Here is a 24,922-nt window from a genome sequence, read left to right on the forward strand (position 1 = left end):
GCGAATTATTCCTCGATGACATACTGAAAAGCGAGCATAGAAATGCTCAAGAAGATAATATCAAACACAATTATTAAGCTTAACCAGGGCGGCTCGTTTATAGTTGGAGCCATGATATCCTGTGTGAGCCGAATAGCCGCGATCACAACCGGCACAATCAATGGGAACACCAAGATCGGTAGCAAGAGTTCATGCGCCCGCGTCGCCGCCGCCATCGCCGAAAACAGCGTACCAATCGCGGCAATCCCCAGCGTGCCCAACAATACAATCGGGATCAGCGCCCCACCAAATAACGGCAGATTAAACAGAATCGCAAAGACCGGTAACGCCACCAGTTCGACCACGCCGATAAACAGCAGATTGCCCAGCAGCTTCGCCAGATAGATCGCTTTGCGATCAACCGGACTCAACAAGAGCCGATCCAGTGAACCTTGCTCGCGCTCGGCAGCCATCGTCCGGCCCAGACCAAGCATGCTGGCGAAGATAAAAGCGACCCAGAGCGCTCCCGGAGCCACCGCAACCGTATTGTTCGCCCGCAAATCGAATGTGAAATTGAAGATCACCAGCACCAGCAGGGCAAACAGTCCCATTCCCATCAACGTTTGCTTGCTGCGTAGCTCGCAGCGAATATCTTTCCAGAGAATCGCCCAGACTTGTTCAAAAAAGATGCGTACCATCGTTACCGCACCGCCTCGCCGTATGCCTCTTGCAACTCTTGTATGGTCAAAGCAGCGCTGTCCTGTCGGTAAGCAATACGGCCATGACGCAACATCACTATACTATCGCTCAGTGCTAATGCCTGTTCAAGCTGATGCGTGGTAAAGATAACGCTGCCTCCCCGCGTACGATGCTCAGAGAGCAGATCATTGATGATGCGCTGTCCCTCCTGATCCAGCCCGGTATCTGGTTCGTCAAGCAAGAGTAGATGCGGATCATGCACCAGCGCTCGCGCCCAGGCCAGCCGTTGCACCTGTCCACGCGAGAGCGAACCTACCCGTTCCCTGGCTCGCTTCTCCAATCCCAGACGCTCCACCAGTTCTTGCACCCGCTCTTGCGCTCGCGCCACCGCATACATGCGAGCAAAGAACAGTAAATTTTCTACGACCGTCAGTTCTTCATAAAGATAGGGCTGGTGGGCCACCAGGCCAACGTGCTGCCGCACATGCTGCGCATCACGCAACAGATCAATACCCGTCACATGAATAGTGCCAGCGCTCGGTCTGCTTAATCCGGCCAGAATGCGCAGGATGGTTGTCTTACCGGCTCCATTCGCGCCCAATAGCGCCATTTGCTGACCCTGCTGCAAAGCAAAATCGATCCCGCGCAGAATAGGTTTCAGCCCATAGCTCTTTTTCAGCCCTCGCACCTCAACCGCAAGTATCTGCGTCGTCGCTACCAGAGACATATCATCTACAGGCATAGCTGGTCTGGCCTCCTCCACACTGGATCGTCCGCTCATCGTTTCGCCATCTCCTGCTCGCTCATCAGCGTGCGCAACTGCGCTTTGGCCCTCGCTCGCCGCTCATGATACACCGCTTTTTTCAGTTTTCCGGCCTCGAATGCTTTATCGAGCTCTAATAGCTCCTCCAACAAAACCTGCTGCTGCTCTTTACGCGATCCTCCCGCCTTCACCTTATCAGTCATGGTTTCATGATCCGACTTTTTCGCGCGCTGGCGACTGGAACGGAAAACGTACCAGACGACGAAGAGAACGGCCAGCAGCAACACGCCGCCCACAATCAACCAGATATTCGAGCTATTGACCTGCGCTGGCGTGCTGGTAGCGGTCGATGTTGGTAGCCCCTCAAGACTCACCTGCACATCCTGATTTTTGAGCAGTTTCGTTGCCCTCAACAATTGATAGGGATGATTATCACTACTGACCGTTCCCTGCGACGTTAGCCCCTGTGCGGATGCGTGTAATTGCGGTGGCACCATCATTGCCAATTCAACGGTTGGATACATGGCGACGTAGCGAAAATCGTAGGTCGAGGAGCTATAGGGAACCTCAAAGGTCAGCGCGAACTCGTTGGTGCCGGGCAAAAGCGCGGCGTCGCTGGCAAAACCACTATCAGCCTGTATCGAACGATAGCCATCGAAGCCTTTTTGCAGGCTGACGTTGCGCGCTCCGGCTGGCAGCGAGAAGAAGAGCGCTTTGGGACGCCCCTTGCTGGCATCGAGTGAGCCGACAAAGGCATGATTATCGAGGTTTTGAAAGGCAAACGCTTCCGAGACGGTGAACGATCCCTTCTGGCTATCCGGCGTATGCATGAGTACGGTCGCACGGACAATCGCCAGCTTCGAGCTATCGGAGGTGGCCTCATACACGGTGAGGTTCACCTGCTGCTCAGGCTTGCTGTCGAGCGTGATAACATCGGAACCGTATTGTGCCCCCTGATAGTTAATATAGAGGGCATAGCTGATCGTCTTATCGGTCGCCAGGTTATTGAAAGAATAGGCACCGTGCGCATCCGTCGTCACAGAGGCAAGATCCTTGCTCGTCGTGCCCTGTGCCATTTGAAGCGTCACGCTCTGATTGGCAACAGGCGCATTTTTCTGCGTACCATTCAACAAACGACCAGAGATATGCCCATCGTTCTTACCAGCTGCATGAGCCGGGGCGGGAAGTAGGCACAAAAGCAGCCCAAAGAGAAGAGCTGTCACCCAGATCGGAAATCTATTCACGCGCATCGTTCGCCTGCTCTTTCCCCGCGTCGTTCTGCTGGTTCTTCATCGTGCGCAACTGCTCCTCGATCAATTCGTCCAACTCCTGCTCGCGCTCATAACGGGCTTTCAATGCAACCAGGGCACGCTTCATGTAGCGCTCGCGCAAGGCGCGATAATCTGGCTCCTCAATATTGCCAAGCTGGAAATCAAGCTCAACCTCTTGTAAAGCGGAGCGTGCAGCCTGTTCGCGCTCCAATGGTTGGGCCGTCTCTTCAACGCTAGCAATGTTCGCAGCCATCGCTGGTATGGCTGCGGGGGCGTGACGCAGCAGTGGATACAAGACAAACGCCAGCGCCAGCAGTCCAAGCGCAATCGCAATCACAATAGCCATCAACGACCCTCCAATCCTGGGCGCGCAAAGAGTGGATCTTCTTCAGCCAGTTCACGCTCTAATTGCATCCGATATGCCGCGAATTCGTCCTCGTCAAGAACAGATGATGTAGTATCCTCTTCAGCACCATTTGTCGGCTCCGTTGCGGAGAAAGCAGGAGCTGCCTGACTGCTCCAATCGCGCAGCGTCAACCAGACCAGCACAATACCACCCAATAACAGGGTGATAGGCACCAGCCAGATCAAGAGATAGAAGCCCTGCCAGGGAGGAGTGTTGATAATCTTGTCGCCATAGCTGCGCTCAAAATACTGCACAACCTCCTGCTCCGATTTCCCCTCCTGCAATTGCTGCCGAATCACCATGCGCATCTGCTGTGCCAGCGACGAAGGCGAGTCGGCCACCGATTCATTCTGGCAGATGGGGCATTTCAGTTGCGACGCCACCTCCTGCACGCGCTGATCGAGCGTCTTTTGCGTCGATGTGCGAATAAACATCGCGGACCAGATCGCCACGATCGCCAGCAGCACAGCCAGCACCAGATATTGCGCGCGCCGTCTCGTCGTCTTCGGCTTCATCACTTGTCTCCTCCATCACCCGTGCCAGCAATTGCAAGCTGCTCTGTTGCCTTCGCCGTAGCAGCAGAACGTGCCACCGCAACGCTCGCCCGCTTTTTCACCGGCCACCAGCAGATCACGCCACCAAGCAACATCAACACGCCGCCATACCAGAGCAGCGGCATGAGAGGATTCACAAACACACGCAACGTGGCCTGCGAGGGGCCATCCCAGTTATCCAGCAAGACATAGAGGTCGTTGAGGCCATAGGTCAGGATCGAGATCTGACTGGCTGGCTGATTGTCAAAGTTGCGATAGAAGGTACGGCCAGGATAGGTATAGGTCAGCAATTGACCATCGCGCCACACCTGCACCTGAGCAATGACAACCTCGCTCCCAGGCTGATGCATATCGATATTGCCGCGATAGACGATGCGATAGCCATTTATGCTGATCTCCTGGCCGTCCTTGAGAACCGCATCCTTCTGGATCTGGAAGAAGTGTGAGCCGATGATACCAGCTGCCAGCAAGACCAGCCCCAGATGCACTAGATAACCGCCGTAGCGCTGCCGATAGCGATTGAAGAGCATATAGAGCGCGACCGGATACGCCTCGCCGTGATTGTGACGCACACGCACACCACGCCATAGCTCGTAGAGGATAGCTCCGGCAGTGAACGCACAGGCTGAAAAGCCGATATTCGCCGCCACATTGGTCACACCGACCAGCGGCAAAATCACAGCACAAAGAGCAGCCATCACGACGGGCACGCAGACATTGCGCCATAACGCGGCAGACGAAGTGCGACGCCAGGCCAGCAACGGGCCAATGCCCATCGCCACAATCAAAATAGCGAAGAGGGGACCGACGACCTGATTATAGAATGGTGCCCCAACGGTCATCGTCTGATTGCGAATAGCCTGCGAGATAACCGGGAACAGCGTTCCCCACAACACGGCGAAGGTAATGCCAAGCAACAGAAGATTATTGAGCAGAAACACCCCTTCGCGTGAGACCACCGAATCAAACTCTTGCTCGGCCTGGAGCCTGGGCAGGCGGAAAATGAAGAGCGCGGTCGAAAAGGCGATCACCACGATCAGGAACGCCAGATAGAACGGGCCAATCGAGGAATAGGCAAACGAATGGACCGAATTGATAATGCCACTCCGCACAAGAAACGTGCCAAAGATCGAGAGGGCAAACGAGGCAATCACCAGAAACAGGTTCCAGACCTTGAGCATGCCCCGGCGCTCCTGAACCATTGTTGAGTGCAGAAAAGCCGTTGAGGTAAGCCAGGGGAGCAGGGCCGCATTCTCAACAGGGTCCCAACCCCAGTAGCCGCCCCAACCAAGCACGTGATAGGCCCACCAGCCGCCAAGCAGCAGCCCCATCGTCTGAAACGTCCAGGCCGCCAGCGACCAGCGGCGCAGCGAGCGCAACCAATCGCTATTGAGCTTGCCTGTAATCATCGCCGCCACAGCAAAGGCAAAGGGCATCGAAAAGCTCATGTAGCCCAACAACTGGACAGGTGGGTGAATCAACATGCCAGGGTCCATCAACAGCGGATTTAAGCCAACGCCGTTTGCGGGTGGATGTGGCAGGCGCACAAAGGGATTGGAAAGGCTGGTCAGCATTACCAGAAAGAAGAGTTCGATGCCCATCAGCGTTGCCAGCACATATGGCACCAGGGCAGCAGGTGCGCGCCGGGACGTGAAGACAAAGACGGCGGAAAAGATGGAGAGCATCAGCGCCCAGTAGAGCAACGATCCCTCCTGACCGCCATAAAAGGCCGCTGTGATGAAGTACCAGGGCATTGTGCTGCTGGAATGCTGAGCAACGTAGCTCACACCGAAATCGTGGGTGAGAAACGAGACGATCAGGGCCGCCGCCGCCAGCAGCAGAAATCCGGTCACAACCAGCGTGCTGCGTAGAGCGCTAACAACCAGTAACGGCTTATCGCGTGTCGCACCAAACACGGAGGCAACGATAGTATAGAGGGCAAATCCTGCTGCCAGGATCAGCGCAATTGTCCCTAGATCTGAAAAATACACGGCTCTCCTCGCTATGGCGTTGGTGTCATGGACTGAAATTTCGATGGACACTTGGCAAGCAACGTTTGAGCCTGGAAGGATGAACCCTGTTGGTTGTAATGGCCCTCAACGACGACCTGCACACCAGGACGGAAGATATCAGGGATCACGCCGCTATAAGTAACATGCATCTCCTGTCCTCCATCGGTCATCGCAAATTGCAGCGTCCCCTGCTGATCGTTGCGCACCACAGACCCCTCTTTGACCACACCGGCCACGCGCACGGTCTGGGCCGAACAGGTGGTACACTGCCTCAATTCATTGATCGTCATATAGTAAGCGGCGTTGGCCTGCGTATTGGTGTAGACCAGATAAACCATCGCGCCCAGCAGCGCAATACCAACCAGAATAAAGCTCAGTGGAATGCGTTTTCGCTGCGGCGCTTTCTCTTTTATATCATTTTCAGTAATTGTGAGAGCAGGCGGCACAGATAAGTCCTCCTCGTTTCCGTCCTCAATGCGGCGCAAGCGCGGCCTCAAAGAGGCTATTGAGCAGTGCGCCCAGTAAAAATACGAGTATGCCCAGAGCCAGCATAAGCTGTGGCGCGACCTTTGAGATGCGCGTATTGCGCTTTGCCAGCCGACGAATATTGCTTTGAGCCAGATACATCGCCAGAATAAACATAAACAGAGCGGCGATAATTTTCAATCCCAATACTATCACGTAAGGCAAGCCAAGCGTTGTTTGACTCAACCGATCAACCGTTAGATACGCTCCGGTTAGCAGCAGCACGCCGACACAGATGTTCACCATGCGCTTGAAGAGCGCCGCCACCTGTGCCGACACTGCGGGAGCCGGACCACCCAGGCGCAGCGCTGGTAGCACCACCACCAGATACATCATGCTCCCACCAACCCAGGTCGCTCCTGCCAGTACGTGAGCAGCACGCATCAGCAGGCGAATCTCTACGAAGAACATGGCGACCTCACAGACTCATCAGTTCAGGTCCAGCTTTTTTAGCTCCTGATCCAGAACTTTCTCATCCAGGATGGCGATGCTCTTCGCCACCACGACCCCGTTGCGGTCGATAAATACGGTCTCAGGAAAGCCCGCCACGCCATAGCTGATGCCAGTTGAACCGTCAAGCGTATCCTGAACATTGGGGTAACTGATGCCATATTTATGCATGAACGCCTGAGCGTCGCTGGTCTTCTCCTGACCATCAATACCCAGCAGCACTACGCCCTGCGACTGCAAGCGCGTCTCCCAAGTTTTTTGCAAGAAAGGAGCCTCTGCATTACAGGGATCACACCAGGATGCCCAGAAATTGAGGACAACCGGCTTGCCCTTGAAATCGGAAAGGCTGACATTCCCACCTCCACCCAGCTTTGCCAGCTTAAAGTCAGGGGCGGGCTTCCCAATGAGCGGGCTATTTACATCACCATACGCGTTGCTACTGCTCTGTTCCGATGAGGCATTCTGAGCTGGCGTCAACAACTGCGTCCAGAGCAGGGCGAGCAGGGCAACATTGAGAATGCTCACCACCACAAAGATAGTAATACTCCGCTTGCGCGAGCGCGTTTTTACGATGGTGGGGTCTGCTACCGGCTCCTGTGGCTGCGGCAATTCGTCGGAGGCAACACCTTTTACTTCCATAATTTACTACTCTCTTGTCCTGCTTTTGAGAAATACTATCTGAATGATTATGGTGCTTGGGCCTGATAGCGGGCTTGCAGTCAAGCAGACACACCTTACAATGACCTGAATACATACCAAAAACAAAGAGACAGGCACAACCTGCGTTGCACCTGTCTCTTTACAGGAGATTGTCAAGCGGCCTAGTGCTTTCCTCTACTTACTTATGGGCGGCTTTGTGGGTCTTCTTCTCATCAGCGGTTTCGCGGCTCACAAACTTAAAGAAACGGCTCTCCTCGCCGCTGGAGGTCTTGTTCTGATACAAAAAGGCCAGCTTCTTCTCATCGAATTTTTTGAAGAACTCGTCCCAGGTGATCTCTTCGAGCGTACCCTCACCTTTATAGCCAGGGAAATCGATGCGCAACAGGCCGACATCGTCCTTGCTAGCAGTGCTTTTCACCGTTGCCGGTTTGCCGTCGCGCGCCTCTGCCCATTTGCGAATCTCATCATGGTTAGTTGTCATTTTTGACTCACCTACCATAAAACACCTCCGTTATAAATTGTAGGGCTTTTACCCTGATGATATATACTTCTGAGAGGAAAAGCTTGTATGCCAATGTCCTCATACTTCTTCACGTTCCACACCCCGATAGAAGTTTCAACTTATCTCTGCCTGTGATGAGAATGAAGAGGCATAACATAAAATAATCTCATCGTTACAGCATTTCCCCGGATTTTGAGAAAATTGAGAAAAAAACTATCGCACTTTTGAGGAAGATATGCTATACTGTGTCAATGCTGTATAGTGCGTTGTTGCTCAGAATAGAGAATCTATTGCTAGCCGTGCAATACAGAAGAGTTTAAGTGGGTTTGATACCCAGGAATCGAGAAGACACATGCCATATACTGACCAGACACTGTATTGCCGTGACTGCAATGAAGAGTTCATTTTTACCGTCGGCGAACAGGAATTTTATGCTAGCCGTGGATTGATGAACTCCCCCACCCGTTGTCCCTCATGCCGCGCCGCTCATAAAGCCACTCGCTCAGGCGGTGATCGCTCCCGATCATACAGCAACGATGGAGGATACGCCCGCGAACCTCGCCAGATGTATAGCGCTACCTGCGCAAGCTGCGGAAAAGAGGCTCAGGTTCCCTTCCAGCCACGCGAAGATCGTCCCGTCTATTGTAGCGATTGCTACCAACCACAGGGATCAGGACGCCGCTCGTCTGATCGCAGATCGCGCTGGTAATCCTAGTGAGTGATGTACTGTTAATCCCCGGAGATTCGTTTGAGCGCGGATTGAAACAATTTAATCGTAAAATTCAAAATGCTGGTATTCTAGCGGAAGCACGCCGTCGTCGCCATTACGAGAGTCCACAGGCTCGCCGTAAACGCAAGGCAGAGGCCCAGCGTCGCCGACGCCAGCGTTCCTCTCGCTAATTCAGCAACAGACAGAACATAATAAAAGAGATCTGGAGAACATTTCCTCCAGATCTCTTTTATTATGTTCAGGCCGTAATCGTTCCCTGTCGCTGCTGTGCCTTCTGATTCTTATACTCGGCGAAGAGCGAGACCATCGCCGAATTGAAAGCTGGCAGATCCTTCGGGCTGCGACTGGTCACAAGGTTATGATCTCGTACCATCTCCTTGTCTACCCAGTTGCCACCGGCATTGCGGATATCATCCTGAATTGTATGATAGCTCGTCAGTGTGCGTCCCTTAGCGCAACCAGAGGAGACCAGCAGCCAGGGCGCATGACAGATTACGGCCATCGGCCTCTCCGTCTGGTCGAAACGTTTAACAAACTCCTGTGCTTTAGGGTTCATACGCAAGAAATCTGCATTCAGCGCACCACCTGGTAACATCAAACCATCGAAATCATTGGGGTTGGCCTGATCGAGCGTCATATCGACCGGGAAGCTATCCGCTTTGGTGTCGTGATTCATCCCCGTGACCTGTCCCGCTTTCGGAGAAATGACTGTAACGGTTGCTCCCGCCTGCTCTAATGCCTTCTTCGGCTCGGTAAATTCTGCTTGCTCAAAGTCGTCTGAAACAATAATGGCAATACGTGTACCTTCTAGTTTGTGCTGCATCATAGCACTCCTTTCTCTATCATTTTTCTCCTCTTACCTGTATCATCAATTCACGCACCCGGGGAATGCCACTCTACGACCTTTCAGTACACGTATTACCGACCAGTTTCGTTACTCACACATGCAAGGCTTCATCACAACGCCGCCCAGAGTGCCAAGCCAATAAAGAGCAGTTGCATCGGTAATCGTAACCAGAGCGGTGTCGGCGGCTGACCATTCAAGGGAATATGCTCGACAGCGGCCTTGATGTTGGCTGGAAAGATGGCGATAAACATCACCACAAGACAAAAGCCTGCTGCGCTTCTGGTCAAAGGAATCATTAATCCAATAGCGCCCAATACTTCACATACGCCAGTAAAGTCCACGATCTGACGCGGATACGGAAACCAACGCGGCACCATTTTGATAAGATCATCGCGCCTCGCATTCAGACGAGCGCTGGCCCCCAACAACAGCATAATTGCCAATGCATAGCTTGCACTATCCTGCCAGTTTGCCAGAAAGGGTACACCAAGCAGCCCCAATCCACGAAACAATAGAAACGCAACGACCAACACAATCAGCATAAACATGGATTATTCCTCCCTGAATTTTTGCTTATTTACTTAACATCGTTAATTAAAGGTCAAATTATTAGAGCCTCATTATCTGGCCCAATAAAATAACGCTGTTAATTAACAATACGACGTTTATATAAATTTGTCAAGTGATTTTTCTTCAAGTTCTGGTAACGGGCCACCCGCGAAAATGAGGTGTAAACTAATGAACCCAGAAATGCACTCACCCTGTTGTAGTCGAGCGATTACCGATCCTGATTGTAAAAAATCATCATTGACAAAGCTACCAACAGCCTCGTACAATTACAAGCTATCCGGGAAAGGCACAGTAAGAGCGCTACAAGCCAGCTTTCCTAATACCAAAACAAAACAAAGAGGTGTCCTGTATGCCTGTTGACGTACTTAGTCATGATATTTCTCCTCGCGATAAACGATATCCCGCAACCCTGCTTGCGCTGACCTTTGAGAGTCATGGAGAGCATTTGCTGGGTCGCATGTTAGTGGCTCAGGGAGCCGGGCCGCATCCAACAATTGTGCTGTTACATGGTTTTCCTGGCAACGAACAAAATGGGGATCTGGCGCATATTTTTCGGCGGGCGGGCTGGAATGTACTATTTTTCCATTATCGCGGAGCATGGGGTAGTCCAGGCTCGTTTTCGTTTACCCACTCCTGCGAAGATGTGGCAAGTGCGCTTCGCTGGTTGAGAACCTCTCAGATACAGGAGCGCTATCGGGTGGATGCGCAAAAAATAGTACTCATCGGCCACAGTATGGGAGGCTTTGCGGCACAGTTGACTGCTGCCACTGATCCCTCTGTGTACGGCGTGGCTTCGCTGGCGGGCTTTCAGTTCGGGCAGTTTGCACGTCTTTTACGCGACGACGCAGCACTCCTGACAGCTACTATTGAGCATTGGCGTGGTGAACTGGCAGCTTTGCGTGGCACAACTGCCGAACAGCTTGTCCAGGAGGTTCTCGACCAGAGCGAAGCCTGGAAGATGGAGCGCTATATAGATATCCTGGCTCAACGCCGCGTCTGCCTGATTGGAGCAAACTACGATACGGTCGCTCCGGTAGCCCTGCATCATACACCTCTGGTGACAGCGCTGGAAGAACGACCCGCGCCTGGACTGTACTCTGCCATTCTGCCCACAGATCATGCGTTCTCAGATGTGCGCGTGTCCCTGGCAAAGCATCTACTATCCTGGCTCGATTCCATCCTCTAAATACTCTCCACTACCCACAAATGCGTTGCTGAAGGCAAGATGATAAATTTTTCTCTTCAAAGGCGGTAGTGTGTTTCGTAGTACTCTGTCAAACTTCATGCGTTGATGCGTCCAGAACATCCTCCGAGGTGGGACCATGTATAGCAGGGGCGATGGCTTGTCCTCGCCCCGCCTCCCCAGGCGCATCGGTAGGTCACAGGGCAAGGACAAGCCATCGCCCCTGCTATACATGGTCGTCATTCCAATGTATTGATTGAAGACAGACCACTACGAAACACATTGCCGGGCTTGTTTGTCAAAACTCATTATCAGGTTCCCATTCTTCCAGGCCTTGACAAAACAGTTTTCCCAATACTACACTTAGTGAAGTAACTTTCCTATTAGAAAGTAATGGCTTACAGAGGGAGAAGATCAGTTCTCTCTGCATGCTGATCCCTCATTTATTTTAACCGAAAGGATACTGGTTTGAATACACACGAACAGGCCGGAATGCTGGCGGCAGCGCTTCAAGGGCAGATGCTCTCAGACGATGAAGCTCGCTCTCTTGCCGGGTTCACTGATCTATCCCTGCTGCTTGAGACCGCCTCACAGCTCCGGGACACGGTTCACCACAATCGCATCAGTTATTCGCGCAAAGTGTTTATCCCGCTGACCCAGCTCTGCCGCGATGTCTGCCATTACTGCACATTTGCTCATCCACCCAGGCGCGGACAGCGAGCATATCTCTCACCTGATGAAATTCTGGCAATCGCGCGTGCAGGTGCAGAAGCCGGATGTCATGAAGCCCTGTTTACATTAGGTGATAAACCCGAGTTGCGCTACAAAGTTGCGCGTCAAGAATTGGCCGAGATGGGATATGCCAGCACGATTGCATATCTAGCGGCAATGGCCGAACTGGTCTTTAAAGAAACTGGTTTGCTCCCACATGCCAATCCCGGCGTGATGACGGCTGAAGATATCACGTTACTCCGTCGCGTCACCGTTTCACAAGGAATCATGCTCGAAAGCGCCTCTGAGCGGCTCAGCGAGCGGGGAGGACCGCACTACGGTTCGCCCGATAAACGGCCTGCTGTACGCCTGGAAACGATTCGGCTGGCGGGAGAGCTTCAGGTTCCCTTTACTTCGGGCATTCTGATCGGCATCGGCGAAACGCGCGCCGAGCGGATAGAGTCGCTGCTGGCACTGCGCAGCCTCCATCAGAGCTACGGCCATATTCAGGAGATCATTATCCAGAACTTCCGCGCCAAGCCTGATACGCGCATGGCTCACGCTCCCGAACCCGATCTGGACGAGTTGCTCTGGACGCTGGCTGTGGCGCGCGTTCTCTTCGGACCTACTATGAACATCCAGGCTCCCCCTAATCTTAGTCCCGGCACCTATCGCCAATTGATCAAGGCTGGCCTTAACGATTGGGGAGGCGTCTCGCCAGTCACGCCTGATCATGTCAATCCCGAAGCGAAATGGCCCCATCTGCAAGAGTTGGAGCAGGAAACTGCCGCTGCTGGCAAATTCCTGCTAGAACGCCTGGCAATCTATCCTGACTACGTTCTCAACGCCTCGCGCTGGCTCGACCAATCGCTGATAGCTGCCACCTTGCAAGCGAGCGATACTGACGGCTTTGCTCGCACCGAACAATGGTCTCCAGGTGCCGAACAGCCAATCCCCGCCAGCTACATCCAGACGTTTGCTCAGGCATTAAATCCTGATACAACCCGAGTACAGCCGGACATCAGCTCTCTGATTGCAAAAGCAACGGCAGGCGAAGATCTGACGGAACAGGAGATTGTACGGCTCTTCCAGGCACGCGGCGACGACTTTACAGCGATCTGCCAAGCTGCGAACGATCTGCGTAAGCGCGTGAATGGCGATGTCGTGACCTATGTTGTCAACCGCAACATCAACTACACCAACATCTGCTATTTCCGCTGCCAGTTCTGCGCCTTCTCCAAAGGCAAGCTTAGTGAAAATCTGCGTGGCGCTCCCTACGATCTGGGACTCGACGAGGTGGTGAGGCGAGCGCAAGAGGCGTGGGAGCGAGGAGCAACCGAGGTCTGCATGCAGGGCGGCATCCATCCCGAATATACTGGCGAGACCTACCTGCGCATGTGCCGCGCTATCAAAGCCGTCCTTCCCGACATGCATATTCACGCCTTCTCGCCGCTGGAAGTCTGGCAGGGAGCGCAAACACTGGGCCTGAGCGTACACGATTTTCTGGTACAATTGAAAGAGGCCGGACTGGGCACGCTTCCCGGCACCGCTGCCGAGATTCTGGATGACGAGGTGCGCGCCACGCTCTGTCCCGATAAGATCAAAACCGATGAATGGCTGCATGTGATGGAGGAGGCACACAAAGTCGGCTTCCGCACAACGGCCACAATTATGTACGGACACCAGGAACAACCCAAATATTGGGCACGACACCTGTTGCGATTGAAGCAGTTGCAGGCACGCACTGGCGGCTTTACCGAATTTGTGCCGCTGCCATTTGTGCATATGGAGGCTCCGGTGTACTGGAAAGGTCGCGCGCGCAAGGGACCGACGTTCCGCGAAGCCATTCTCATGCATGCGGTCGCGCGGCTCGTGCTATATCCATTGATTACCAGCATCCAGGTGTCATGGGTGAAGATGGGCAGAGAGGGCGTCAAGATCTGTCTGCAAGCGGGTGCAAACGACATGGGGGGGACACTCATGAACGAGAGTATTACCCGCGCTGCTGGTGGCGAGTTTGGTCAGGAGTTGCCGCCTGAGCAGATGGAGGAAGTCATTAGCTCGTTGGGACGCATCCCGCAGCAGCGCACGACGCTCTATCGTTCCGTCTCGGATGAGCGGCGGCAGGCATCATACAACGCGCCAGTCTTGCAGCCCATCGTTCTAACCCCAAGCAAACGATATGTGCGCAATCGAGCATAATAAGCAGGAAAAGCAGTATGGATGATAGAGAAGCAATGCGGCTGGCAATTGCCTGCGCGCATAGTGTTGAGGGGCGCACGAGTCCGCGTCCCTCAGTTGGTGCGGTCGTCGTACGCAATGGACGAGTGATAGGCAAAGGAGCAACCTCGCCTCCCTATGGACCACACGCTGAAGTCCATGCGTTACGCGAAGCAGGTGAAGCGGCACGTGGGGCCGATCTCTACGCGACGCTTGAACCATGCTGCATCACCATTCACACGCCCCCCTGTACAAAGGCGATCATCGAGGCGGGGGTGCGGCGCGTGGTCGTGGGATCAGTGGACCCGAATCCGCTGGTCTGCGAGCAAGGCTTTGCCCAACTACGCGCCGCTGGTATCGAGATTGTCACAGGTGTTGAGGCCGAAGAGACCGATGCAATCCTGCGACCATTCGCAACCTTTATCACGCAGGGGCGGCCCCACATCACGGCAAAATGGGCGATGACGCTGGACGGCAAGCTGGCATCTCACACAGGTGATGCTTACTGGATCAGCGGTTCTCAGGCGCGTGTCTGGGTGCATAACCTGCGCGATCGTGTCGATGCCATCATGGTTGGTGCTGGCACCGCTCATGCCGATAACCCACAATTGACGGTGCGCCTGACGCCGGAGCAGCGGGAATATGAACGAGCAGAGCGGTCGGGGCCATTGCGAGTTATTCTTGCAACAAATGGACAGCTTGCCCCCGCTCTCCATCTGTTGCAACCAGAACTGGCATCTGGCACATGCGTCATCGTTGGCACAACCTGTCCCGCCGAACAGATTGCACGCCTGCAAACGTATGGTGTTGAGGTCGTGCCGGTCTCGATTGATACACAGGGGCAGATCGACTTGCATGCCGCCCTGCAAGCGCTGGCCGGGAAAGGGATCATGCACGTGTTGTTGGAGGGTGGAGCGCACCTGTTTGGCAGCGCTTTTGATCGTGGACTGATCGATTCTGTAGCCGTCTTTATTGCCCCCAAACTTGTTGGAGGGGCAGAGGCACCAGCTCCCCTCAAAGGGACAGGATTGGCATCGATGCAAGATGCCGTGCGCCTGCATCATAGACGCACCCGAATCATCAATGAGGATGTTCTGGTCGAGGGCGAATTACAATGGAATACTGAGGAAAGCTCGCGCGGAGAATAAAACAAGACGATGAAAAGTATTGGGGAAACAACCCGGGAACATACTGGCGAAAGTACAGGCAGGGAAGCGGGACGACATCTGGCGGTTCCCGAAGCTGCCGCCGACCTGCGCGCCGGGCGCATACTGCTGCTCTACGATGACATCTATCCCAACACAGTCATGCTCTGTCTGCCAGCACAATTTGCCCGTCCAGACAACTTACAAACGTTGCTACAAATTGCTCAACAGCCGCTCTCTCTCGTGCTGTCAGGTGAGCGATTGGATGCATTGCGCTTGACGGAGACAACGCTTGCGGAACAATCTGGGTATGATGGGCAAACTGCCGATCATTATGCGGCCTGCATTCGTGCTTTGCTCCATCCAATGACGCATCGGGGCGATTTCACGCTGTCAGGAGACCTGCAAATCGTGCGCCCACGTCCAGGCGGCATCTTACAACATCGCGGCTTTGCGGAGGCCGCACTTGATTTGATGAGCATAGCAGGGCTGGAAGCGGGTGCCGTCCTCTCTCCAACCAGCATCTACACGATGGACCCTGACGCGTTCGAGGCGCTCAACCATCTGGCGTCCCAATGGCAGATCAATTTGCTCTCGATCACTACCTTACAGCGCTATCGTCGAGAGCACCGGGTCAGTCTGGTAACAGAAACAAGCCTGCCAACGCCAGAGGCAACGTTCCAACTGCTACATTTTCAGGAGATCGAGACGGGCGAGCCATATCTGGTCTTGACGCTGGGAGACATACGGGAGAGCCGACACAACCCACCGCTACTGCGTCTGCACTCATCCTGCACGACCGGCGATATCTTCGGCTCGCAGCGCTGCGATTGTCAGGCTCAAATGCATAGCGCGCTGCACCAGATTGCACAGGAGGGTCGCGGCATCTTCCTCTATCTGCCCCAGGAAGGGCGAGGTATCGGGCTGTCCGGCAAATTGCAGGCATACGTACTACAAGAGCAGGGCTACGATACATTGGACGCGAACGAGCAGTTGGGCTATCCTATCGATGCGCGCAACTATGAGATAGCCCTCGAAATCTTGCAGGTGATGGGCATCACGGCGGTTCGCCTGCTGACCAACAACCCGGATAAAATCCAGGCCTTACGTGCTGCTGGTATCTCAGTTGAAAGCGTTCCTCTTCAGACGACGCCAACACCCAGCAATCTACGCTACCTGCAAACCAAACAACAACGCTTCGGGCATATGCTCTTCTCGCTACAAGGAATTGAGTAATGCTTTTCGTAGTGGAGCGATTTATCGCGTATTAGGAGAATCGTTGCCAATACGCGATAAATCGCTCTACTACGAAGCTTATTCTTCCACAAGTTCTTTAACGCTTGTCTTTCGGGTATATGTTGCACGATATCCAAAGATACGTCCGACAGGTTCAAGAAGAGCAAAAACAACGTTCTGGATGATGAGAGGTGGTTTGACCAGACGAAATTCGTGACGATAGTGACGCATGATTACCGCTGCTTGTAGCAGATTTGGCATCCCAGATTTGTTGGTCTTGCCTTCCTGCATCAATCCCCACAAGATCTCAAAAAAGCTATCTGTGTGCAGCGCTGGACGCGTCTGCCAGAGCAGGTGCGTCTCACCTTCGCCATCATTCCACATGCAGTGAGGCGTTCCAGGGAGAACGCGAAAATGTTCCCCTGCGTGATATACTTTATCTTGCCCGTTTATACGTGTGTGAATGCTACCAGCTAAAACTTCAAAGTCTTCCTCCTGCTGAGGATGAAAATGTGCGGGAGGGGGTTCAGAAGCAGGAGTATAAAAAACCTCAACCTCTACTAACTCACCATTTGTATCTTTCGCTGTTTTATTAAATACGATACGCTGATTGTGAATAGGGTCAATCAATACATCGCCTGAATGAGCCATTTGTCTGTTCCTTTACTTTCTATCTTACTTCAAAAATGCGTCTCAATGCTTTATAATCAAAACTAACGATGTTCGTCTTCATGGAAAGCATACCATTGATTTTAAAGAAAGTCAAGGCTAACAGCGTTCATCATGGAGACGAAATAGGGCTTGACAAAAGGGATTGCAAAAACGTACACTGTTAGTATGGTATATCTACAAAAAATTAATCAGGAGACGCTGGTAGATAATGCTTATGAGCTACTGGAACGCGAAGGAATAGAGGCCATTTCAATGCGGCGGTTGGCTCAAATGCTGGATGTACGTGCCTCTTCGCTCTATCATCATTTTCCCGACAAATCTACGCTGCTAAAAGAAGTGGCGGAAAAAGGCCGGATGCGCCTTGCGGAAAAACTAAAGCAGGCATACAATCTTGCAAAACCAGATCTGATACGTCAAATTACCACAATGGGGATGATTTATCGGGAGTGGGGACTTCAGCATCCTCAACTTTACCGACTGCTTTTTGCAAATGCCCCACTGGATGAGAATGGTCCGTCTGCTGCCTCTACCGCAGCGTTCGCACCCATACTGGCTGCAACGGAAGAGTTGCTTGGAGAGTCTCAAGCGGCGATGGCAACACAAGCTCTCTGGGCCTTTGTTCATGGTTATGTCATGTTAGAGTTGACCGGACACACGCAACAGTGCATACCAGTTGAAGGCTTTCAATTCGGTCTGACCTGTTTTGTTGAGGGACTGGGAAACAGAGCTGTTCACTCGTGATAGCAACTGACATTGCTATCACGAGTTGTATCAGGCAATATCTTCAACAGCGTTCGCCTCTTTACGCTCAAAAGCAATTCCTCTACGCAAAGCCAGGAATATCAACAGGGCACCAAAGACGTAAGAACCGCCCTGGAGGTTCAGCAAAGGAACAGAGCCAAGTCGATCACCAAGCAGGCCCGCAAGCAGCATGCCAATGAGCGATGCCAGGCTACCAACTGCCTGTTGCGTACCAAAAACACGCCCTCGCAATTTATCCTCAGTCAAAACTTGAAAGAGCGTCTGTATATGCACGCTAAAAAATGCTGCCGGGATACCTACGGCCACAAAGAGAAACATCTCAAGCGGCATGGCAGGGTAAAAGATAGGTATATCGATAATCAAGAGATCAATCACGCCAAAGATACCCGCGCTGATCCAGAGCGTGCGCATAGGTGACTGGCGTTTGCCAAATTGAGCGACCAGCGCATTGCCAAGCAAGTTACCAATCATTTGAATCGAGAGCAGCATGCCATAAATGACCGAGTCGCCATGCAGTACGCGACTCACGAAGATGACCAGTAGCGAACCAAAAATGCCTTCACCAACTCTCGTTACAGCCAGGAAAATGAACAGCACACGTAGCGTCTGCTGACGAGCCACGAGGCGCATTCCCTCCAACCATTCATAACCAATGCGTAACCAGGTAGAAAAAACTGTCGTCACAGGCATACTCTGTTCAGGATCTTCTCTCGCAACGTTCGTCCTGGCACTGACAGGTAATCTCATACAGAGCAGCATCAAACAGACAAAGAAGAAAGAGATGGCATCAAACAGCACAACATAATGCAGGCCAACGGTTCCCAGCAGTATTCCTCCCAACGCGGCCCCTCCCAGGCGTGCAATATAGGTACTGGTGGACATGAGCGCGTTGGCTGGAACGAACTGCTGCTCGTCAACAAGTTGGGGGAGCAGGGCGTTCTCAGCTGGCAATACGAACTGGCTCACACAGGACTCAAAAAAGAGGACGATATAGAGGAGCCAGAGCGTGTCTTTACCGTGGATAAGCAGCATAGGAAGCAACCCCAGAGCGAGCAACAGATTACAAATCAGCATTGTCAAACGGCGGTCCCAGCGATCCACAAAGACACCGGCAACCGAGCTAAGAAGGATATTGGGTAGAAAAGCAATCACAAGTGTCATACTTGTCGCCAGAGCAGAGCCAGTCACCAGATAGATATACACTGGCAGGCCAATATGGAGCAGCCAATCGCCAGTTTGTGAGATCAGGCCACCGAACCAGAGCAGGACAAAGTTACGCCGTCGTAGCAGAGCAAGCATGCGAAATCTCCCTCGTTCATGAATAAGTCAGAGGTTGTGCCATTGTGTCAGGAAAATGTGGATCAGAGAGGAGAAGCTGGCAACTATCTCTCGTATATGCCCAGGACGCGCATTGTGGATCGCTGGATGAGAACATCGAGCCGCGCCGAATCAGCGGCGCTCTGGAAGCTACTCACCCATACAGGCACACCGCTATGATCGATTTCCCGAGCCGGGAGCCAGTGCATACGCGAGTGCTTGCGCCAGAACTGGCTTGCTTCGGGAACATTCAGCGTCATATGGGGGAGCGAGTTGTATTCTTGATAATCACAGTGCGTGCAGACCAGATAAATGCATGTGGAACGGTGGAAACGCAGCAAATGGTTTGCTGGGATATCTTCGGCCTGGACAATCCGTACCTGTAAGGGAGACCGGCACCATAAGCATTGCGCTTGCAACGTATCAACTGCCTGCCAGTAATGTTGACCTAACACTTGAATCTGCCGATTGAGAATGGCTTTCGGGTTTTGCAGCGCTCCCCAAACTTCGGGCCTGTTCAAAACTGCAATATGCCAGCAAGCGGGACATTTAAAGCCAACAATCGAGGATGAAGCAGTGTATTTTGTCAGGCGAGCATTGTTGCACATTGGACACCAGATATTGGTTTCCTGCTCCTGCTCATTTTTTATCTGGGGGATAATTGAGGTGGCCTCAGCCTGAAAATCGGTCGATAATAAGCGGCGTAGTGTTAGTTTGCCTCGATGCAGGCGCTGAGCCAGTGCCTCCTCGCTCAAACCAAGACGCTCAGCAATTTCAGCATAAGGGGATTCGTGAATATAACGCTCGATCAGTACCGCCCGCGTTACAGGTGGCAAAAGGGTAAGGGCGCGATCAAGCAGACGCGCTAGTTCATCCCGCTCAAGCTCCACCTCGATATCAAACGAACTACTTAACGTCTCTTCTATATCTCCCTGCTCCTCAGAGTCGGATACATACTGAGCAAAGGGTACGACGTTGGCAAGATCATGATGGTAGGCGCGGCCCCAGCGCAAACAGACGTTGCGGGCAATAGCGAAGAGCCATTGATGAAGATGGGTTTGTTGTTCATCAGCATTTTGAGATGAAGATGCAGAGAATTTATGCAAGTTGCGCCACGCTTCCAGCAGCGTCTCCTGGGCAAGATCTTCGGCAACAGAGGGATTACCCGTCAGGGAAGTACAGAAACGAACAAGGCTTACACGCTCTTGAGAGAGAACCTCTTGTGATATCGAAAGTGATGTTTGGGTAGACAACATAGCGCCAACTCCTGCTGTTTGCTTTTACAAAGATATCTAATTTTGTATGGGCAAATGCCGCTATGTGTATATCGCAAAAAGAGCGCAAAACTTGACGTATTTTTTGGGTAATTTCCTGCTTTACGCCCCTACATGTGCGGGCCTGGTCTCGCTCGCCTCTACAGACCGCTTTGATCCCAGCGTCCAGAGCAGCAGCGCAATGATTACTATAAGAAATCCGATTACGGCAACGGCAACCTGAACCAGCATGCCGATCATCGCAAGCAATAAGCCAGCAGCGGTCACGACGGGCCAGGGACTCGGCGCGGTATGAGAGGTATAAGAGGCAAGGAGCAGCGCCTCCGCACGGGCCTCTTCCTGCGCGAGGCTCTCAGCACGCACCTGAAGCAATCGTTCAATTGCCCGATGGAGCTTACGGGCATCAAATGGCTTGGGCAAACAGAGTACCTGCGTGGCGGTCGCTGTCACCACAGATGAGGAGGTGGTCGGTTCTAACGCGGCATCTTCCCAGGACAGTATGATGGTCGGCAGCAGAGAGAGCTGCGGATGCTGTTGAATCGCTTCCGGCAATGATTGACGGTGCCGCACGCTAGCGTCGATATCGATCACCAGCAGATCGAGTTGTTGCAGATCCACCGTCGGGATCGTGATGGCTGAACTGGCCTCGATGACATGCATGTCGCGGTTCTGCAAGCCGAGGGCGATCAAACGTCGTAACGAGGCGTCAGCTTCAATCACAAGAATAGCAGGCTTCTTCCCTGGCGACATGTCCATGAATGCTCCTTCAAATAGCAGGATAAATTGAACGATACGTCTATGCCTTTTAAGAAGCATATCCGACATACATTACAATATCTTTACGTCTTAGGGCGAATACCTTACAACGACCTGAATAGATTATACATCGTCAGGAGCTAATTCTCTAGGGGAAACACCTTATAGCGACAATGCCTTACACTTGTCGTGGCGTGGAATGGACAACAATTATATCTTTGCCAATTTGTAGCCCACATCTGGCACGGTCAGGATATATTTCGGGCGGCGCGAATCAGCCTCGATTTTGCGGCGCAAACGACTGATGTAGACCCAGATAAAATCGATGTCGCGGTTATACTCCGGTCCCCAGACCTTCTCCAGCAGCAATTCATGGGTTACGACCATGCCCGCGTTTTGCGCCAGCACGCTGAGCAGATTATACTCGGTGCGGCTCAATTGCACAGGTTTGTCATTGACGCTAACAAGATGCTGGGCGTGATCGATCATCAGATCGCCGGTAGAGAAAACGGCTGGTTTTGCGGGTTGAGCGCTGGCAACAGCGTTCTGGCGGCGCAACAGGACGCGCACACGAGCGAGCAGTTCTTTCATTCCGAACGGCTTCACAACCAGATCATCGCAGCCCAGATCGAGCATCTGCACGCGCTCATCTTCGTCGCACTCGCCACAGAGCATAATGACCGGGATTTGCGAGAACTCGCGCAAACGCTGAAGCAGTTCCACGCCGCTCATATCGGCAAGGCGCGTGGAGAGCAGGATAATATCAGGTTCTTCCAGATCAAGCTGGCGCAAGAACTGAATGCCATGCCCAACCGTTTGCACCCGGTAGCGCTGCTCCTCCAGATTGGCGCGGAGATAGCGGGTCATGCGTGCATCGCTCTCAGCAAGCAGGACGCGCATACGACGATCTGTTTTGAGCAGGCCCGTTGTCGAGGATGACTGTTGCAGAGTTGGCAGGCTGCTTGTTATACTTGGGGATGAGATGGCCTGAGCTGTTGAAGAGAGGCGCGGCACAAAGGGCAACGTAAAATAGAACGTCGCACCCTCGCCAATGCCGGGCGAATCGGCCCAAATTTTGCCGCCGTGCGCCTCTATGCTGGAACGAGCAGAGGCAAGGCCCAGACCACTTCCACTCGCCTGTTCACCATCCGCCTGCACGCGATAAAAGCGATCAAAGATGCGATCAAGATGCTCAGAGGCAAGGCCGATGCCTTCATCCGCAATACTCACCCGTAGCTCAATATCGTTGGCCTCGACTTGAACCGAGACGATCTTGCCAGATGGTGAATATGTTACGGCATTTTGTAACAGGTGGTTCAACGCCTGCTCGATGCGCACAGCATCGCACATAATGGAAGGCACCGATGGTGGCAGAGAAAGCACGAAGCGATGGCCCGGTGCCTGCTTTTGCCAGCGATGCATCAGTTGTGTAAGCAATTCCGGTAAGGCAACCTGGGTCAGACGCAAGGGCTGCGTGCCAGCATCAAGCCGCCAGACATCCAGCAGCGTATTGAGGACATCGTGCAGGCGGTCAGATTGTGTATCGATCATCTGCAACATTTCGTGCTGCATCGCCGCATCCCAACGTGCGGAACTGCCAAGCAACGTCGTCGCACAGCCCTTGATGATGGCGAGAGGCGTTTTTAGCTCGTGGGCAGCCAGGGCCAGCGTCTCACTGCGCGCCTCGACAGCCGAGCGTTCAAGCGTGATATCGTCAAGCAGAATGCCACGACCTAGCAGCAGGCCACGATCATCATGCACCGGGAAGCTACGAATACGCAGCCAGCGCACGGCGGCATCGGTCAGGGCCAGATCGGTTGAATACTCCTGATCGGGATGGAGCCAGACGCGATCCAGTTCAGTATGAGCCTGGTGCGTATCGGCTGCAATCGTCAGCAGATGTTTGCGAACATCAAATAGCTCTGATGTGGATAGTTCGTTTTTACTGATGCGCAACAGACGGAGAGAGCTGGGATTCGAGTAGATGACGCGCTGCTGATTGAGCAGCATAAAGCCGCTACTCATACTCTCGCAGATCTCAGTGAGTACATGATATTCACGTGTAAAAGCTGTTGGAACCATAGAAGATGTATCTGATGTTGAATGTTGAAATGTGGTATCTTCTGGCATCCACTCATCATAATTAGGCATAGATATGCTCTTTCGGGCAACGGAAAGTTGATCAAGAGATAGACAAAGACCGCCCTGAACCACTCAAACCTGCCAGGGTTTATCCGACTACTTCTATTTTAGCAAAATACGTCAACCTTGAAGAGAAAAATAAGTCAATCGGCCTATTTAGGTGCTGCAAGGTTTAATGCATAAAGCCAACCAGCACAATAATAACCAGGTGGAGCAGCATCGCGATGAAAAAACCAACGGAGAGGAGGACGATCCAGCGGTGATCAGTATCCTCTGTGCGCACGCGGGTCGTATAGGCCATAGGCCAGCGCTCCGAGGCAACCATTCCGATAGCGATGCGCAGGCGCAGAGGAGAACGTACAGGAGAGAGGCTCATCTCAGTCATAAGATGGCGATGGCAGGCATCACAGAGCGTCCACGAGAGGCGCGGCTCTGGCACCCCTTCTGGCTCAATGAGATGAATGGGATCTAACCAGATGCGGCGGGTACAGATTGAGCAGGACTGGACGGCTCGTTTCTTCTTTTGTGACCCTCCGCCTCGAACAGGCACGAGGGAGCCAGTTTTGTGCGATGCATTCTTCATCTTATTGCACAATCCTTTCTGTAACCCCCAGTATAGCAATGAGCATAACCAATGGCTGTGATATGTTTGTGATTTCGTCTATGCAGACAATTGTAGCACATTTTGTGGCATATGACCCGTGAATAAGCCGATCCAATGGAAGAAAATGGCGATGAAAAGCTAAGGAAGGGAGAAAGAAGAATGAACCAGCGTTCACGGAGAACAACTGGTTCATTCATTCATGTAATCTACGCCGAAAGAGGCCAGTAGATTATTTTGCGTGGATCATCAGGAAAGGCAGCAGATAGACGGTGCTGAAAACGACAATCCAGACACCATCAACGAAGTGCCAGTACATCTCGCCAGCCTCAACCGCAAAGTGCTTATGGGCGGTGAAATCGCCGCGAGTCGCGCGAATGAGACAGACGATCAGAATGATGACGCCAATCGTCACGTGCAGGCCGTGAAAGCCGGTCAACGTGAAGAAGGCCGAGCCAAAGGTTTTATAGCCAATGGTGAAACCCTCGCTAAAGAGCGACAGATATTCGTAGACCTGTCCGCACAGGAAGATCACACCAAGAATAATCGCTCCCCAGAGGCCGAGAATAAGGCCACGCTGATTGCCTCTTGTAATACTCCTGCGGGCGTAAATCGCCGGAAAGCTACTTGCCAGCAGGAAGACGGTATTGATGGCTGGAAAAGCGACCGGCAAATGTTCGCCGTTGGGCAGCAGCCACAAACCGTCAGGAATTTGAAAGCCGCGCACCTCCAGATAGAGATATGCAGCAATCAGGTTCGCAAAGATCAGCGCCTCTGACGCGATGAAGAAGACCATGCCCCACCAGTTGAGGCCACGACTTACCTCTCCATGCTCTTCGAGCGCCCGCATCTGCTCGCCGTGAGCAACGCTCATATCAATAACTCCCTACCTATTTCTCAAGAGCGTGCGGTTTCTTTTTGCAGAGAAGCCGCAC

The 24,922-nt window shown here is 52.9% G+C and carries 26 protein-coding genes; 7 read left to right on the plus strand and 19 right to left on the minus strand.

Annotated features, from left to right (window positions below; translation table 11 throughout):
• Window positions 1-5 precede the first annotated feature (5 nt).
• From K3T83_RS14090 to K3T83_RS14135, 10 genes are all read right to left on the minus strand, one after another.
• On the minus strand, window positions 6-677 hold the full coding sequence (locus K3T83_RS14090) for a heme exporter protein CcmB (protein WP_220203605.1): 672 nt from the start codon (window positions 675-677) through the stop codon (window positions 6-8).
• A gap of 2 nt (window positions 678-679) precedes the next feature.
• Window positions 680-1,459 (minus strand): heme ABC exporter ATP-binding protein CcmA, encoded by a 780-nt coding sequence (gene ccmA / locus K3T83_RS14095; protein ID WP_236064894.1) that lies wholly within the window; start codon window positions 1,457-1,459, stop codon window positions 680-682.
• Window positions 1,456-2,691: a carboxypeptidase-like regulatory domain-containing protein gene (locus K3T83_RS14100; protein WP_220203606.1), complete on the minus strand. Its 1,236-nt coding sequence runs from the start codon at window positions 2,689-2,691 to the stop codon at window positions 1,456-1,458. The genes ccmA and K3T83_RS14100 overlap by 4 nt, the downstream gene beginning before the upstream one ends.
• Window positions 2,678-3,058, minus strand: a complete 381-nt coding sequence (locus K3T83_RS14105) for a hypothetical protein (protein WP_220203607.1) — start codon at window positions 3,056-3,058, stop codon at window positions 2,678-2,680. Before K3T83_RS14105 ends, K3T83_RS14100 begins: the two co-directional genes overlap by 14 nt.
• Window positions 3,058-3,633, minus strand: a complete 576-nt coding sequence (locus K3T83_RS14110; protein ID WP_220203608.1) for a cytochrome c-type biogenesis protein — start codon at window positions 3,631-3,633, stop codon at window positions 3,058-3,060. The genes K3T83_RS14105 and K3T83_RS14110 overlap by 1 nt, the downstream gene beginning before the upstream one ends.
• Window positions 3,633-5,663 (minus strand): heme lyase CcmF/NrfE family subunit, encoded by a 2,031-nt coding sequence (locus tag K3T83_RS14115; RefSeq protein WP_220203609.1) that lies wholly within the window; start codon window positions 5,661-5,663, stop codon window positions 3,633-3,635. Before K3T83_RS14115 ends, K3T83_RS14110 begins: the two co-directional genes overlap by 1 nt.
• A gap of 11 nt (window positions 5,664-5,674) precedes the next feature.
• Window positions 5,675-6,130 carry a cytochrome c maturation protein CcmE gene (locus K3T83_RS14120; protein ID WP_220203610.1) on the minus strand — a complete coding sequence of 152 codons (456 nt, stop codon included), beginning with the start codon at window positions 6,128-6,130 and terminating at the stop codon, window positions 5,675-5,677.
• Window positions 6,131-6,155: 25 nt separating this feature from the next.
• Window positions 6,156-6,620, minus strand: a complete 465-nt coding sequence (locus K3T83_RS14125) for a CopD family protein (RefSeq protein ID WP_220203611.1) — start codon at window positions 6,618-6,620, stop codon at window positions 6,156-6,158.
• Window positions 6,621-6,638: 18 nt separating this feature from the next.
• A complete protein-coding gene (locus K3T83_RS14130) occupies window positions 6,639-7,298 on the minus strand; it encodes a TlpA family protein disulfide reductase (protein WP_220203612.1) in 660 nt (219 codons plus the stop codon).
• 199 nt (window positions 7,299-7,497) lie between these two features.
• A complete protein-coding gene (locus tag K3T83_RS14135) occupies window positions 7,498-7,800 on the minus strand; it encodes a hypothetical protein (protein WP_220203613.1) in 303 nt (100 codons plus the stop codon).
• Window positions 7,801-8,173: 373 nt separating this feature from the next.
• On the opposite strand from K3T83_RS14135, the gene K3T83_RS14140 reads away from it, so the two are divergent.
• Window positions 8,174-8,530 carry a zinc-ribbon domain containing protein gene (locus K3T83_RS14140; RefSeq protein ID WP_220203614.1) on the plus strand — a complete coding sequence of 119 codons (357 nt, stop codon included), beginning with the start codon at window positions 8,174-8,176 and terminating at the stop codon, window positions 8,528-8,530.
• A 5-nt stretch (window positions 8,531-8,535) separates the two neighbouring features.
• Window positions 8,536-8,721 carry a 30S ribosomal protein S21 gene (rpsU, locus tag K3T83_RS14145; protein ID WP_220203615.1) on the plus strand — a complete coding sequence of 62 codons (186 nt, stop codon included), beginning with the start codon at window positions 8,536-8,538 and terminating at the stop codon, window positions 8,719-8,721.
• 68 nt (window positions 8,722-8,789) lie between these two features.
• On the opposite strand, the gene K3T83_RS14150 is transcribed toward rpsU, so the two are convergent.
• Complete coding sequence (locus K3T83_RS14150) at window positions 8,790-9,377, minus strand: type 1 glutamine amidotransferase domain-containing protein (RefSeq protein WP_236064895.1); 588 nt, start codon at window positions 9,375-9,377, stop codon at window positions 8,790-8,792.
• Between the two features lie 131 nt (window positions 9,378-9,508).
• The gene (locus K3T83_RS14155) at window positions 9,509-9,946 is read right to left on the minus strand and encodes a DoxX family protein (RefSeq protein ID WP_220203616.1); all 438 of its coding nucleotides are present in this window, start codon (window positions 9,944-9,946) and stop codon (window positions 9,509-9,511) included.
• Window positions 9,947-10,317: 371 nt separating this feature from the next.
• On the opposite strand from K3T83_RS14155, the gene K3T83_RS14160 reads away from it, so the two are divergent.
• The 4 genes from K3T83_RS14160 to ribA all read left to right on the plus strand — a co-directional run bounded on the left by K3T83_RS14160 (window position 10,318) and on the right by ribA (window position 16,463).
• Window positions 10,318-11,154 carry an alpha/beta hydrolase family protein gene (locus K3T83_RS14160; RefSeq protein ID WP_220203617.1) on the plus strand — a complete coding sequence of 279 codons (837 nt, stop codon included), beginning with the start codon at window positions 10,318-10,320 and terminating at the stop codon, window positions 11,152-11,154.
• A gap of 489 nt (window positions 11,155-11,643) precedes the next feature.
• On the plus strand, window positions 11,644-14,064 hold the full coding sequence (gene cofH / locus K3T83_RS14165) for a 5-amino-6-(D-ribitylamino)uracil--L-tyrosine 4-hydroxyphenyl transferase CofH (RefSeq protein WP_220208226.1): 2,421 nt from the start codon (window positions 11,644-11,646) through the stop codon (window positions 14,062-14,064).
• A gap of 17 nt (window positions 14,065-14,081) precedes the next feature.
• On the plus strand, window positions 14,082-15,230 hold the full coding sequence (gene ribD / locus K3T83_RS14170) for a bifunctional diaminohydroxyphosphoribosylaminopyrimidine deaminase/5-amino-6-(5-phosphoribosylamino)uracil reductase RibD (RefSeq protein ID WP_220203618.1): 1,149 nt from the start codon (window positions 14,082-14,084) through the stop codon (window positions 15,228-15,230).
• A 9-nt stretch (window positions 15,231-15,239) separates the two neighbouring features.
• Window positions 15,240-16,463 carry a GTP cyclohydrolase II gene (gene ribA, locus K3T83_RS56240; protein WP_236064897.1) on the plus strand — a complete coding sequence of 408 codons (1,224 nt, stop codon included), beginning with the start codon at window positions 15,240-15,242 and terminating at the stop codon, window positions 16,461-16,463.
• Window positions 16,464-16,541: 78 nt separating this feature from the next.
• On the opposite strand, the gene K3T83_RS14180 is transcribed toward ribA, so the two are convergent.
• Window positions 16,542-17,114: a cupin domain-containing protein gene (locus K3T83_RS14180; protein ID WP_220203619.1), complete on the minus strand. Its 573-nt coding sequence runs from the start codon at window positions 17,112-17,114 to the stop codon at window positions 16,542-16,544.
• 186 nt (window positions 17,115-17,300) lie between these two features.
• Here K3T83_RS14180 and K3T83_RS14185 point away from each other — a divergent pair, with 186 nt between their 5' ends.
• On the plus strand, window positions 17,301-17,876 hold the full coding sequence (locus K3T83_RS14185) for a TetR/AcrR family transcriptional regulator (protein WP_220203620.1): 576 nt from the start codon (window positions 17,301-17,303) through the stop codon (window positions 17,874-17,876).
• A gap of 30 nt (window positions 17,877-17,906) precedes the next feature.
• Here the strand turns inward: K3T83_RS14185 and K3T83_RS14190 are convergent, their stop codons facing one another.
• The 6 genes from K3T83_RS14190 to K3T83_RS14215 all read right to left on the minus strand — a co-directional run bounded on the left by K3T83_RS14190 (window position 17,907) and on the right by K3T83_RS14215 (window position 24,861).
• On the minus strand, window positions 17,907-19,196 hold the full coding sequence (locus K3T83_RS14190) for an MFS transporter (RefSeq protein WP_220203621.1): 1,290 nt from the start codon (window positions 19,194-19,196) through the stop codon (window positions 17,907-17,909).
• A gap of 83 nt (window positions 19,197-19,279) precedes the next feature.
• The gene (locus K3T83_RS14195) at window positions 19,280-20,470 is read right to left on the minus strand and encodes an RNA polymerase sigma factor (protein WP_220203622.1); all 1,191 of its coding nucleotides are present in this window, start codon (window positions 20,468-20,470) and stop codon (window positions 19,280-19,282) included.
• Between the two features lie 120 nt (window positions 20,471-20,590).
• A complete protein-coding gene (locus K3T83_RS14200) occupies window positions 20,591-21,244 on the minus strand; it encodes a DNA-binding transcriptional response regulator (protein WP_220203623.1) in 654 nt (217 codons plus the stop codon).
• Between the two features lie 210 nt (window positions 21,245-21,454).
• Window positions 21,455-23,395 (minus strand): ATP-binding response regulator, encoded by a 1,941-nt coding sequence (locus K3T83_RS14205; protein ID WP_220203624.1) that lies wholly within the window; start codon window positions 23,393-23,395, stop codon window positions 21,455-21,457.
• Window positions 23,396-23,558: 163 nt separating this feature from the next.
• Window positions 23,559-23,969: a hypothetical protein gene (locus tag K3T83_RS14210; protein ID WP_220203625.1), complete on the minus strand. Its 411-nt coding sequence runs from the start codon at window positions 23,967-23,969 to the stop codon at window positions 23,559-23,561.
• A 250-nt stretch (window positions 23,970-24,219) separates the two neighbouring features.
• Window positions 24,220-24,861: a cytochrome c oxidase subunit 3 gene (locus tag K3T83_RS14215; protein WP_220203626.1), complete on the minus strand. Its 642-nt coding sequence runs from the start codon at window positions 24,859-24,861 to the stop codon at window positions 24,220-24,222.
• Between the last annotated feature and the right edge of the window lie 61 nt (window positions 24,862-24,922).

It is taken from the genome of Reticulibacter mediterranei (genome assembly GCF_016587455.1).